Here is an 11,987-nt window from a genome sequence, read left to right on the forward strand (position 1 = left end):
GGGCTCGCGTCAGCGCTCGCGCGGCTGACCCCCCATGCGCTGGTGCATCTCCCGCCGGCGCTGCTCATGCGCCTGCTGCTCCTCGGCGATGAGCTCGCGCGCCGTCATCTTCTGGGCGTCGCTCAGCAGTGCCTCGGCCTGCTGGTACGCCGCCGTGTCCGCGTCGTGTAGCTGCTTCATGAGGCCGTGCGCCTGCTCCCTTCGGGCGTGCATCTCCTCCGTGGGCGCCTGGCCGGGCGTGGGACGCCGCTCGCCCCGGGGCGGGCGCAGCGACTCCAGGGACTGCTTCAGAGGGGCACTCTGCTCGGTGAGGGTGGCCTCGATGCGCTCCAGCTCGGAGACCTGCGCGCTCGTGAGCGCCAGGTCCTGGCTGTGCTCGAGCAGCAGCGCCACCGACGATTTGTGAGCGAAGCGGGGAGGGGGCCCGTGGGGCTCGTTCGCGGACGGCGCCGTCTGGGTCTGGGCCGTGGCGAGCAGTGGAAGCAAGAGGCACAGCGCAAGGACGGGACGGTTCATGGTGCGAGACTCCTCGTTCATGGATGACTGCGTGCCTGGGGAATCCAGGCTGACGCAGAGGAAGATGCGCCGCGCACGTGCCGCGAACATTTCGCAACCGTTACGGAGTATGTCGTTGCGGCCGGCCCTCCGTTCCGAGCGCTCCCTCTCTCCTGGACAAGGCGCTTCTCAGAGACGTCTTGCTGAAGGAGCTCGAGAAGGCCCTCGCCGCCGCCGAGTCGAAGGTCGTCCAGGCCCATCTGCTCTCGGCCGGTTGGGCACCGCAGAACAGGGCCGCGTTGCTCGAGCTCGAGACGTCCGTACTCGAGAAGACGAAGAGGACCCTCGCCACCCTCGAGAACCTCGCCCTCGGACCCTCGGGGGAGGATGGGCGGCTGCGCGAGGGGACGGTCCTGGTCCTGAGGAACCTGCGCGGTGGTGAAGTCTCGTTCACGTTGGTGCTGGAGCCTCCGCTGAAGCAGGTGGAGGGGGGCTCTCGGGCTTCCATGTTTCGCTGAGTCAGGCCTTTCCCTTGTCGATTTACGAGCCTCTCGAACCGGGGAAGAAGCTGACGTTGTACGGGCCGCACGACTCGGTGACGGCCGAGTACGAAGTCCTCGACCTCTACTGAGCCAGGGCGGACACCTCGGTCCCTATGTGCCTTGCACTCCACCTCCCGCGAGAGCAACCTGGGAGGGAAGGAGCCGGGATGTACTCTGGAAGGTCAGTCCCGGGTGTCATGCTCTCTCCTCATGGAAACGGAGATGGGCGTCGGGGAACATGGGGAAGAAATGGGACAGAGACCGGCCACCTACGCGGACCTGGAGGCGCTCCCGGCGAATGTGGTGGGAGAGCTCATCGATAAGGAGCTGCACGTCAGCCCGCGGCCTGCGGCCCCTCATACGGTGGCGGCGTCCCGGTTGGGTGGCGAGCTGACGGGCCCGTTCGACCGAGGGCGGGGTGGCCCCGGAGGGTGGCTCCTGCTCGACGAGCCGGAGCTGCACCTGGGCGAGGATGTGTTGGTGCCAGATCTGGCCGGGTGGCGCCGCGAGCGGATGCCGCGCCCTCCCCGCACCGCGGCCTTCACGCTCGCCCCGGACTGGGTGTGCGAGGTGCTGTCCCCCTCGACCGTGGCGCTGGACCGGGCCAGCAAGTTGCCGGTGTACGCACGCGAGAGCGTGCGGCACGTCTGGCTGATGGATCCGGAGGCCCACACGTTGGAGGTGTTCCGGCTGGATGGGGCGAGCTACAGGCTGCTCGTCACGCATTCCGGCCCCGTCAACGTGCGCGCCGAGCCCTTCGAGGCGTTCGAGCTGGAGCTGGCCTTCCTCTGGGGCGAGGAGAAGGGGCGCTGAGCCCCCAAATCCCTACCGTGCTTCCGCGGAGGCCGCGAGTACCGCCCGGTGCTTGCGGATCCCCAGGCTGAGGGGCACCGCCACCAGCGCGATGATCGTGGCGACCAGGTAGACGTCGTTGATGCCCTCCACGAACGAGAACAACTCGATGCGGCTGCGCTCCGTCATCCCCTGCCGCACGAGCTCCTGCGCCTCCCGGGCCGTGAAGGTGGACAGGAGCGACGTGAAGATGGCGATCGAGAACGCCCCGAACACGTTTCGCAACCAGTTACTGATGGAGGAGGCGTGGCCGCTCAGCTCGCGTGAAATCTGCTCCATGCCCGCGTTGCTGGCCGGCATCATGGAGAGGGAGATCCCCACGTTCCGCACCACCATCCACATCACCATGTAGAAGCGTGGAACGTCCGGCGTCAGACGGCTCAAGGCGAACGTCCCCCCCGCGATCAACAGGACGCCGGCCGTCATGAGCGTGCTCGGCCCGAGCGGGCCATACATGCGCCCGACCAGGGGCATCAAGAGCGCCATGGCCAGGGAGGCCGGAAGGAGGATCAATCCGGTCTCGAGCGGCGTCACGCCCTGGACCTTCTGCAGGAACACGGGCACGAGGAACGCGCCCGAATACAGGCTGATGGTGATGATGCTCGAGATGATCAGCGTCACCAGATAGCGGCCGTTGGCGAGCACTCGCAGATCGAGCAGCGGAGCGCTCGTCTTCAATTCCCTGGCGACGAAGACGATCAATGACAGCGTCCCGAGCATGAACAGGGACACGGTCTTCACATCCATCCACCCCCAGCCCCGCCCCTGGCTCAGGGCGATCAGGAGCGACAGGGTGCCGGTGATGACGGTGAGCAGTCCGGGGAGATCGAACGCCTTCGGGGCCTGCAGGCGGTAGAAGGGAATGGTCCGCACGGCCAGGCCCACGGCGACGAGGCCGAGCGGGACGTTGACGAAGAACAACCACCGCCAGTTGCCCAGGGTAATCAACCAGCCCGCGAAGGTCGGCCCGAACGCGGGAGCGAGGCTGGCCGCCAGGCTCCAGAGACTGGCGGCCAGCGCCTGCTGTTCCCGGGGGAGGAGCTGGTAGATGAGCGTCATGGTCACGGGCATGATGGCGCCACAGAAAGCGCCCTGGATGAACCGGAAGACCACGAGCGAGCGCGTATCCCAGGCCAGCCCACACAGCACGGACGCCAGGGTGAAACCCACCAGACTTGCCACGTACAGCCATTTGAAACTGAAGCGTCCGCCGAGATAACCGGTGAGCGGCGCGCTCGTGCCCATGGCGAGCATGAAGCCCGTCAGGGTCCACTGCAGCACGGAGAGCTCGGCACCGAAATATCTCTGCAACTCGGGGATGGCGATCGTGATCGTGCTGGAGCTCAGCACGGACATGAACGACCCGACGAAGAGGGCGAACATGAACGGCCAGAATCGGATGGCTCGTGACTCTTCTGATGGGTTCATGGGACTCGTATTACCAGACCAGCGGCAGGCTCGTGATTCCCAGGTTGAAGCCACCCACGAACTGGGGCTTCTTCTCGGGGTCCAGCCGGAATGGCGGTACGCGCTTCAACCACTCCTGGTAGAAGACCTTCATCTCCAGGCGGGCGAGATTCAGACCGACGCACCGGTGCGGACCCGTGTTGAACGTCTGGTGCTGCTCCTTGCGGCCGATGATGAACTGCTCGGGGTTGGGGAACGCCTCGTCGTCGTAGTTGGCCGCGGGCAGGAGCAACGACACCGTGTCGCCCTTCTTGAACTGGACGCCATGGCAGACCTCGTCCCGCATCACCTGCCGGACCGTGGATGCGATGCCATAGAGCCGCAGCAGCTCCTCGATGGCTCCGGGGATGAGGCTGTGGTCGGCCCGGAGCTTCGCCTGCAGCTCCTGATCTCTCGCCAGGTGCCGGACGCCGAAGCTCAGGGCATTCACCACGGTCTCCAGCCCTCCGAGGAACAGGGCGATGCTGTAGCCCAGCATCTCATGGAAGTTGGGGTTGCGGCCGTTGAGGTTCGCGTCGAGCAGATGGCTGATCAGGTCATCCTCGCGCTTCTCCTGCCGGGCCTTGATGGTCTCCGCCAGGATTCCCGCGATGCTCTTGAAGACACCCGCGCGGGTCGCGGGATCCACCGTGGAGGACGTCGCCTGCGTGGCCAGGTGACGGAACTCCGCCAGGCGGTTGGTCGGCATGCCCGCGAGCTTCATGAACAACGTGACGGGCAGCGGCTCGGCGATGTCCGGGAGGAAGTCGCAGCGTCCCGCGGCGAGCACCTTGTCGATGAGCTCGTTCGTCATGTCCCGGATCGCCGTCTCGAGTCCGGAGACGGACTTGGCCGACAGCGGCTGGTTGAGCGGCGCCCGGTACATCGTGTGCTGCGGCGGATCCGCCGCGATGGGCAGCATCATCAAGCCAGGCTGCGAGTCCTTGTGTTCCCCCGAGTGTTCCTCCGCGTGCCCCGAGACGAGGAAGGCGTTGCTGTAGACCTCCGGGTTCATCGTGATGTCCACGATCGCCTTCTTCCGGGTCACCACCCAGTTGCCACCATTGTACGGGGTGAAGAAGATGGGCGGGGCCTCGAGGATGAGGGAGCGCATCCGGGCGTGCGGATCCTCGAGCATCCGCGGATCCCTGGCGTTGTCGTATTCGTAGACCAGCTCCGGCGGGACGTGCGCGGGAATCTTGTCCAATTTCTTTCCGCTAAAGGAACTCATGTTCGAACCTTTCTGACTGCTGGAGAATATTCAAGCGGCGATGACGTCCGCCTCCGCCCGGCTCGAAACCAGACGTCGTGTGGTCATGAGCTTCGCGGGGCGGTCGATGACGACCGCGGCGATGACTTGTTTGTCTTCAGGGTGGACGGCGGAGGTGGAGCGTCCCACCCTCCGCGGTTTCTGGCTCCTACCAGACCAGCGGCAGGCTCGTGAGCGCCAGGGTGTAGCCACCGATGAAGCGAGGCTTCTTCTCGGGGTCCAGCCGGAACGGCGGCACGCGCTTCAACCACTCCTGGTAGAAGACCTTCATCTCCAGGCGGGCCAGATTCAGACCGACGCACCGGTGCGGACCCGTGTTGAACGTCTGGTGCTGCTCCTTGCGGCCCAGGATGAACTGCTCGGGGTTGGCGAACGCCGCTTCGTCGTAGTTGGCCGCGGGCAGGAGCAACAACACCGTGTCGCCCTTCTTGAACTGGACGCCCTGGTAGACCTCGTCGCGCGCCACATGCCGGGGCATGCACACAATGCCGTAGAGCCGCAGCAGCTCCTCGATGGCTCCAGGGATGAGGCTGGGGTCGGCCCGGAGCTTCGCCTGCAACTCCTGATCTCTCGCCAGGTGCCGGACACCAAAGCACAGGGCATTCACCACGGTGTCCAGTCCCCCGAGGAACAGGAGGATGCTGTAGCCCAACATCTCATGGAAGTCGGGGTTGCGGCCGTTGAGGTTCGCGTCGAGCAGATGGCTGATCAGGTCATCCTCGCGCTTCTCCTGCCGGGCCTTGATGGTCTCCGCCAGGATTCCCGCGATGTGTTTGAAGGTCGCCGCGCGGGTCGCGGGATCCACCGTGGGGGACGCCGCCTGCGCGGCCAGGTGACGGAACTCCGCCAGGCGGTTGGTCGGCATGCCCGCGAGCTTCATGAACAATGTGACGGGCAGCGGCTCGGCGATGTCCGGGAGGAAGTCGCAGCGTCCCGCGGTGAGCACCTTGTCGATGAGCTCGTTCGTCATGTCCCGGATCGCCGGCTCGAGTCTGGCGACGGATTTGGCCGACAGAGGCTGGTTGAGCGGCGTCCGGTACATCGTGTGCTGCGGCGGATCCACCGAGATGGGCAGCAGCGTCAAACCCCCCGTCGGGTCCTTGTGTTCCCCCGGGTTTTCCCCTGTGCCAGTGGAGCGACTGCTGAAGACCTCCGTGTTCAGCGTCATGTCCATGATGGCCTTCTTGCGGGTCACCATCCACTGGCCGCCATTACACGGGGAGAAGAAGATGGGCGGGGCCTCGTGGATGAGGGAGCGCATCCGGGCGTGCGGATCCTCCAACATCCGAGGATCCCTGGAGATGTCGTATTCGTAGACCAGCTCCGGTGGGACGTGCGCGGGAATCTTGTCCAACTTCTGGCTTCCGCTGTCGGCGTGCATGTTTGGACTCTCGGATTGTCGGGGATGGAAGCGCGGGGACCCGTCCGGTCCTCACTCGCTCGTCTGCGAGACGGGAAGACGGACCACCAGCCCATCCAGGGCGGGCGTCACCTTGATCTGACAGGTCAGCCGGCTGTTGGGTTGCACGTGGTAGGCGCACGAGATCATTCCCTCTTCCGCCGAATCGGGCGGGGGGAGCTTCTTCAGCCAGGCCTCATCGACGTAGCCGTGGCAGGTCGCGCAGCTGGCGAAGCCTCCGCACTCGGCGACGATGCCCGGCACGAGGTTGTCCATCGCCGCCTGCATGACGGACTGGCCCTCCTGCGCCTCGACCTGGTGCTCCTTCCCATCCGCCTCGATGAATTTGATCTTCGTCATGGGTTTTCCTGGGTGTTCCTTCCGGGGGTTGAACTGTCTTCAAGCGGCGATGCTGTTGAGCGGGACGGCCGCGTCACCCAGGCGGGTGACGTCCACCTCCGCCCGGCTCGAGACCAGACGCCTGGCGGCCATGAACTCCGCGGGGCGGCCGATGACGTCCGCGGCGATGACCCGTCTGTCCTTGAGGTAGAAGGCGGAGAACTCCTTGCCGTCGACGGAGCCCCGCGTGACGCATTGCTCGTAGCCGGTGGAGAGCCCCACCATCTGCAGCTTCACGCCATATTGGTCCGACCAGAACCAGGGAATGGCGGCGTAGGGTTCCATCTTGCCCACCAGGGTGGCCGCCGCGACGCGCGCGTGCTCGACGGCATTGGGCACGGACTCGAGCCGGATGCGTCCGCCCGTGTAGGCGCTGGGTTGGTTCGCGCAGTCCCCGATGGCGAGGATGTTCGGATCAGCCGTGCAGGCGTACTCGTCCACGACGATGCCATTGTCGACGGCCAGGCCCGCCGCGGAGGCCAGCTCCGTGTTGGGGATGAGGCCGATTCCCACCAGCACCAGGTCCGCCTCGAGCCGCTCTGGCGCGCCTTGACACGCGAGGCTCACCCCGCGCACCTGGCGCCGCGCCTCGTCGAGCTCCAGGCCCCGCACCTCGCACGAGAGCCGGAACTCCACGCCCCGCTCGCGGTGGAACCGCTCGATGAACGAGGACACCTCCGGACCCGTCACCCGGGAGAGCAGGCGAGGCGCCGCCTCCAGCAGCGTCACATGCAGCCCGAGCTGCACCGCCACGGCCGCGACCTCGAGCCCCACGTAGCCGCCACCGATGATGACCAGCCGGTTGCCTGGGACGAACCTCCCGCGCATCGCCTCGACGTCGGAGATGGAGCGCACGGAGAACAGGTTCTCGAGCCGCGCATCCTCCAGCCCGGGGAGATTCAAGGGACGTGCCCGGCCTCCCGTGGCCAGGACGAGCTTGTCGTAGGCCAGCCGGCTCCCATCTCCCAGGGAGACTTCCTTCGTGGCGCGGTCGATGGCCTCGACGCGCGTGCCGGTCTTGAGCTCGATGTCGAAGCGCTCATAGGTCGCCAGCGGCTTGAGGTAGAGCTCCGTCAGCGACAGCTTTCCCTGCAGGAACCCCTTCGAGAGCGGAGGCCGCTGGTAGGGCGGATGCGCCTCGTCTCCCAGCAGGAGGACGCGTCCCTTGTAGCCCTGCTTTCGCAAGCTGGAGGCCAGCTCGCCACCGGCCTGGCCGGCTCCCACGATGATGATGCGCTCTTCCATTGCCACGACGTTCCTTTCTCCGTGCACCCGGCTCGAAACCTCGCCTACGTCACGGCAATACGACCACAGCCGACTTCCCCACGAAGCAGGGGCCGGTCGTTTCCGACTTCTCGACGGCTCGAGGTCACCGCCGGGCGGAGACGGGGGCCAGCCACAAGCCGACGAGCGCGTCGACCAGTCCGGCCGCGGTGGACTCCCACGTCGAGTGGGGTGGAGCCGTGCCCTCGTGCAGCGCACGTTCCCGCTCCGCGCACATGTGCGCGATCAGCAACCGGCTCATGTTTCCACGATCCTGCCGCACGTCCTCCGGGAGGCGTGGGACCAGTTGGAATACGCCCTCGATGAGCTGCTGCAGCGCCCGCGAGGAGCCCACCTCCTTGCTCACGCGCTCTCGCAAGGCGGGATGGGTCGTCACCTGGGCGATGAACCGCGCGTACCAGGAGGGGCTGCCCAACGAGGCGAGATGCTCGGTGGTCGGCCGCACGAGGCAGGACATCCAGTCACGCAGGTCGGGCGAGCCGGCGATCTCCGCGAGCAGCTCGGTCCGCCGCCGTTCCACCGATTCGGAGTGCCGGCGCACGATGGCCACCACGAGGTCCTCCTTGGAGCCGAAGTGGTAGCCGACGGCGAAGTTGTTCGACTGGCCCGCCGCCTCGCTGACCTGGCGGTTGGACACGGCCTCTACCCCATGCTCGGCGAAGAGCCGCTCGGCGGTGACGAGGATCAGCTCGCGGGTCTCGCTGCCCCGGTCTGATTTGACCGGGCTCACGAGAGCACCGCCAGGGCCTGCTCGCTGTCGTCGGCACTCATCACGACCTCCGGGGGGGGTGGCCCGTCTTCGAGCCCATACGAGAACAACTAAGTCGGGTGACTGAGAAAGTCAATCGACGTCCATGTTCCGGCTGAGGAGGGGAGCGGTCTCTCCGCCGCCATGTGCTCCGTCAGTTCATCGGCTCCGAGGGGGCACACAGCCGCGCGCGCACCTGGGCCACGGGGGTCTCCCAGTGGCGCTCGAACCAGAAGTCGAGGAACAGCGGGGATGCGCGGCCACGGCGGTGCGCGGCCCTGATCCGCCGCAGGTACACGGACGTATCGACGCCGGATTGCCGGCCCTTGAGTTGTCCGAGCGTGCCGACCAGCACGATGAGCGCCGCGGTCCAGATACCGAGGTTGCCCTGGACGTACGCCTGCAGCTCTATCTCGCCCATCACGTCCGTGCCGTAGCCCGTCACCAGGTGCAGCACGTCATGCGTCTCGCGGTAGCGCTTGGCGAGGAAGTCGATGTCGTTCTTGAGCTCGAGCGTCGTCTCGAAGGGGGAGATCTTGTTGTCGCGGTAGTAGCGCGCGTACGCATGGCCGAGCGTTCCCTCGGGCAGGCGCTCGAGCGCGGCCAGATCCAGGTCCTTGGCCTCCAGGGACGGGCGCTCGGACAGCATGCGGCGCCAATCCTCGCTGCGCTGGAGTTTCTGGAGGAGCGATTCGTAGACGTCGTAGTCCAGGCAGGCGTTGAGAGTCTGGCCATAGACGGGATTCCCCTCGTTGCCCTTGATCACTTTCAGGATCTGGGTCGCGATGCGCAGGCGCGTGAACAGGGAGGCGTTCTCGGGCAGGGTCAGGGTCTTTGGGTCGAGCATGGGGAGGTGTTGTCGGAAAGGGGGAGGGTTTGGGGATTGAAATGAATCAGGGGTTGGGAGACGTCCCACCCCGAGTGACTTCCAGGCCCGCGAGATCGTCACCCTTGCGCCAATTGCGCAGGAGCTCGATGAACTCGAGCGTGCCGCCTCCGAAAGAGGCATAGCGAATATCGTTCGGGCCGCCCCTGACTCCCTCGTTGTTGAAGTAGCCGGGCGTGCATTCGACACCGCCGAAGGTGGCGTTCTTCGAGAGGTTGCCGAGGATCACCTCCCACCACTGTTGCTGCGCCTGCTCCGTCGGTTCGGCCGTCTCGATGCCACGCTTCAGGCAACGCTCGATGATGTAGGCGGCGTGTTGCGACTGCTCGTCGAGGATGGAAGCGAAGTTGATCGCCCAACCGCTCTGGGTGCCGCTGAGCATCAGGAGGTTGGGATGGCCGCGGCTCGTCATGCCGTGGAGTGTCGCCGGGCCCTGAGCCCAGCTCTCGCGCAGTGTCTTTCCGCCGCGCCCGCGGATGTCGAACTCCAGCCGGCGGGTAAAATCGCCCGAGACATCGAAGCCCGAGGCGTAGATCAGGCAGTCGACCTCGTACTCGTTGCCCTTCACCACCACGCCGGTGGGCGTGATCCGCTCCACGCCCTTGCCATCGGTATCCACGAGCTTGACGTTGGGGCGGTTGAACGTGTCCAGGTATTCGTCGTGGAAGCAGGGGCGCTTGCACATCTGGTTGTAGTAGGGCTTGAGCGCCTCGGCCGTCGCCGGGTCCTTGACGATGGCGGCCACCCGCGCGCGGATCTCCTCCATCTTGCGGAAGTCGGCCAGCTGGCGGAGCTCGGCCGCCTCCTCGCGAGTCTTCGCGCGGCAGCTCTCGGTGTCCTGGAAGATATAGGTCCAACCATCCCCCACCATGTCGACGTCCATCTGGCGGCCGGAGACGATCGCGGAGAAGTTGTGGATGCGCTCCTGCTGCCAGCCGGGCTCGAGTGTCTTCACCCATTCCGGGTCGGTCGGCTGGTTGTTGCGAACGCCGACACCGGAGGGCGTGCGCTGGAAGACATACAACTGTTTGGCCGAGGCTCCGAGGTGGGGGATGACCTGGACCGCGGTCGCGCCCGTGCCGATGATGCCCACGCGCTTGTCGGCCAGCCGGGTCATTCCGCCCGTGGGGCCGCCGCCGGTATAGGCATAGTCCCACCGGCTGGTGTGGAAGCTGTGGCCCTTGAAGGTCTCGATGCCCGGGATGCCGGGCAGCTTCGCCCTGTTCATGATGCCACCGGCGATGACGACGAACCGCGCCACGATCTTGTCGCCCCGGTTGGTCGTGACGACCCAGCGCCGGACGTTCTCGTCCCAATCCATCCGCTCGACCTGGGTCTGGAACAGCGCCGCCTTGTAGAGGTCGAAATGCCGGCCGATCCGCTGGCAGTGGGCGAAGATTTCCGTCGCCTTGGCGTACTTCTCCGTGGGGATGTAGCCGGTCTCCTCGAGCAGCGGCATGTAGATATAGGATTCCACGTCACAGGCGGCGCCCGGATAGCGGTTCCAGTACCAGGTGCCGCCGAAGTCGCCGCCCTTCTCGATGATGCGGAAGGCGTCGACCCCCGCCTGGCGTAGCCTCGCCGCCGACAACATGCCGCCAAAGCCACCGCCAACAATCACGACGTCGAGCGTCTCGGTCACCGCCGGACGGGTGAAGCCGGGCTCGACGTAGGGATCCCTGTCGAAGTCCGCGTAGACGCCGTTGAGGCTGATGTATTGGGTGTTGCCGTCGGGACGCAGCCGCTTCTCGCGCTCGAGCCTGTACTTCTCCTTCAGCGCCTCCGGAGAAAAGGAGGTCGCGCCCTTGTTCGTCGCATCCATGCTCATTACTCCTTCACTTCGGTTGGTTCCGAGGCCTGGACGGCTCGGTCGTGTCACCGCCGGGCGGTAACGGGGGCCAGCCACAAGCCGACGAGCGCGTCGACGAGTCCGGCCGCGGTGGACTCCCAGGTCGAATGGGGCGAAGCCGTGCCTTCGTGCAGCGCGCGTTCCCGCTCGGCGCACATGTGCACGACCAGCAACCGGCCCATTTCGTTGCGCTCCTGCCGTATTGCCTCTGGGAGGCGAGGGATCAGCCGGAACATGCTCTCGTGGGCCTGCTGCAGCGACCGCGAGGTGTATGACTCGTTGAACACGCGCTCCCGCAGGGCGGGATGGGTGGTCACCTGGGCGATGAACCGCGCGTACCAGGAGGGGATACCCAATGAGGCGAGGTGCTCGGTGGCTGGCCTCACGAGGCAGGACACCCAGTCGCGCAGGTCGGGCGAGCCGGTGAGCTCCGCGAGCATCTCGGTGCGCCGCCGTTCCACCGACTCGGAGTGCCGACGCGCGATGGCCACCACGAGGTCCTCCTTGGAGCCGAAGTGATAGCCGACAGCGAAGTTGTTCGACTGGCCCGCCGCCTCGCTCACCTGACGATTGGAGACAGCCTCCACGCCGTGCTCGGCGAAGAGCCGCTCGGCGGTGACGAGGATCAGCTCGCGGGTCTCGCTGCCCCGATCGGATTTGCTCGGGTTCACCAGCCGCGCCTGCTTGCTGTCGTCGGTATTCATCATGACCTCCGCAAAGTGGCGCGTCCTCGAGCCCACGCGACAAGTTCTAAGTCGATCGACTCAAGCAGTCAACTGACTTAATTCGCTTGAATCCGAAATCCACGCGAAGTGGG

General features: G+C 66.1%; 13 protein-coding genes. 2 read left to right on the plus strand and 11 right to left on the minus strand.

Annotated features, from left to right (window positions below):
- Positions 1–9: 9 nt before the first annotated feature.
- Positions 10–516, minus strand: coding sequence for a Spy/CpxP family protein refolding chaperone (locus JQX13_RS18645; RefSeq protein ID WP_203410323.1), 507 nt, complete (start codon positions 514–516; stop codon positions 10–12).
- A 179-nt stretch (positions 517–695) separates the two neighbouring features.
- Here JQX13_RS18645 and JQX13_RS18650 point away from each other — a divergent pair, with 179 nt between their 5' ends.
- Positions 696–1,013, plus strand: a complete 318-nt coding sequence (locus JQX13_RS18650) for a hypothetical protein (RefSeq protein ID WP_203410324.1) — start codon at positions 696–698, stop codon at positions 1,011–1,013.
- Positions 1,014–1,286: 273 nt separating this feature from the next.
- On the plus strand, positions 1,287–1,850 hold the full coding sequence (locus JQX13_RS18655; RefSeq protein WP_203410325.1) for a Uma2 family endonuclease: 564 nt from the start codon (positions 1,287–1,289) through the stop codon (positions 1,848–1,850).
- A 12-nt stretch (positions 1,851–1,862) separates the two neighbouring features.
- Here JQX13_RS18655 and JQX13_RS18660 read toward each other — a convergent pair whose 3' ends face one another.
- From JQX13_RS18660 to JQX13_RS18705, 10 genes are all read right to left on the minus strand, one after another.
- On the minus strand, positions 1,863–3,317 hold the full coding sequence (locus JQX13_RS18660; protein ID WP_203410326.1) for a DHA2 family efflux MFS transporter permease subunit: 1,455 nt from the start codon (positions 3,315–3,317) through the stop codon (positions 1,863–1,865).
- 10 nt (positions 3,318–3,327) lie between these two features.
- Complete coding sequence (locus tag JQX13_RS18665) at positions 3,328–4,566, minus strand: cytochrome P450 (RefSeq protein WP_203410327.1); 1,239 nt, start codon at positions 4,564–4,566, stop codon at positions 3,328–3,330.
- A gap of 30 nt (positions 4,567–4,596) precedes the next feature.
- Complete coding sequence (locus JQX13_RS18670) at positions 4,597–4,734, minus strand: hypothetical protein (RefSeq protein WP_203410328.1); 138 nt, start codon at positions 4,732–4,734, stop codon at positions 4,597–4,599.
- A 19-nt stretch (positions 4,735–4,753) separates the two neighbouring features.
- Entirely contained in the window at positions 4,754–5,986 is a 1,233-nt protein-coding gene (locus JQX13_RS18675) for a cytochrome P450 (protein ID WP_203410329.1), read from the minus strand.
- A 51-nt stretch (positions 5,987–6,037) separates the two neighbouring features.
- Positions 6,038–6,364, minus strand: a complete 327-nt coding sequence (locus tag JQX13_RS18680; RefSeq protein ID WP_203410330.1) for a 2Fe-2S iron-sulfur cluster-binding protein — start codon at positions 6,362–6,364, stop codon at positions 6,038–6,040.
- Between the two features lie 39 nt (positions 6,365–6,403).
- Complete coding sequence (locus tag JQX13_RS18685) at positions 6,404–7,648, minus strand: NAD(P)/FAD-dependent oxidoreductase (protein ID WP_203412084.1); 1,245 nt, start codon at positions 7,646–7,648, stop codon at positions 6,404–6,406.
- A gap of 124 nt (positions 7,649–7,772) precedes the next feature.
- The gene (locus tag JQX13_RS18690) at positions 7,773–8,417 is read right to left on the minus strand and encodes a TetR/AcrR family transcriptional regulator (protein WP_203410331.1); all 645 of its coding nucleotides are present in this window, start codon (positions 8,415–8,417) and stop codon (positions 7,773–7,775) included.
- A gap of 172 nt (positions 8,418–8,589) precedes the next feature.
- Entirely contained in the window at positions 8,590–9,282 is a 693-nt protein-coding gene (locus JQX13_RS18695) for a Coq4 family protein (protein WP_203410332.1), read from the minus strand.
- A 46-nt stretch (positions 9,283–9,328) separates the two neighbouring features.
- A complete protein-coding gene (locus JQX13_RS18700) occupies positions 9,329–11,143 on the minus strand; it encodes a flavin-containing monooxygenase (RefSeq protein WP_203410333.1) in 1,815 nt (604 codons plus the stop codon).
- A gap of 53 nt (positions 11,144–11,196) precedes the next feature.
- On the minus strand, positions 11,197–11,877 hold the full coding sequence (locus JQX13_RS18705) for a TetR/AcrR family transcriptional regulator (RefSeq protein WP_239014858.1): 681 nt from the start codon (positions 11,875–11,877) through the stop codon (positions 11,197–11,199).
- Positions 11,878–11,987: the final 110 nt, after the last annotated feature.

The organism is Archangium violaceum (assembly GCF_016859125.1).
Lineage (GTDB): Bacteria > Myxococcota > Myxococcia > Myxococcales > Myxococcaceae > Archangium > Archangium violaceum_A.

Coding starts and splice junctions, on each gene's coding strand:
- JQX13_RS18645 (WP_203410323.1), bottom strand. CDS start 516: ATGAACCGTCCCGTCCTTGCGCTGTGCCTCTTGCTTCCACTGCTCGCC.
- JQX13_RS18655 (WP_203410325.1), top strand. CDS start 1,287: ATGGGACAGAGACCGGCCACCTACGCGGACCTGGAGGCGCTCCCGGCG.
- JQX13_RS18660 (WP_203410326.1), bottom strand. CDS start 3,317: ATGAACCCATCAGAAGAGTCACGAGCCATCCGATTCTGGCCGTTCATG.
- JQX13_RS18665 (WP_203410327.1), bottom strand. CDS start 4,566: ATGAGTTCCTTTAGCGGAAAGAAATTGGACAAGATTCCCGCGCACGTC.
- JQX13_RS18675 (WP_203410329.1), bottom strand. CDS start 5,986: ATGCACGCCGACAGCGGAAGCCAGAAGTTGGACAAGATTCCCGCGCAC.
- JQX13_RS18680 (WP_203410330.1), bottom strand. CDS start 6,364: ATGACGAAGATCAAATTCATCGAGGCGGATGGGAAGGAGCACCAGGTC.
- JQX13_RS18685 (WP_203412084.1), bottom strand. CDS start 7,648: ATGGAAGAGCGCATCATCATCGTGGGAGCCGGCCAGGCCGGTGGCGAG.
- JQX13_RS18695 (WP_203410332.1), bottom strand. CDS start 9,282: ATGCTCGACCCAAAGACCCTGACCCTGCCCGAGAACGCCTCCCTGTTC.
- JQX13_RS18700 (WP_203410333.1), bottom strand. CDS start 11,143: ATGGATGCGACGAACAAGGGCGCGACCTCCTTTTCTCCGGAGGCGCTG.
- JQX13_RS18705 (WP_239014858.1), bottom strand. CDS start 11,877: ATGATGAATACCGACGACAGCAAGCAGGCGCGGCTGGTGAACCCGAGC.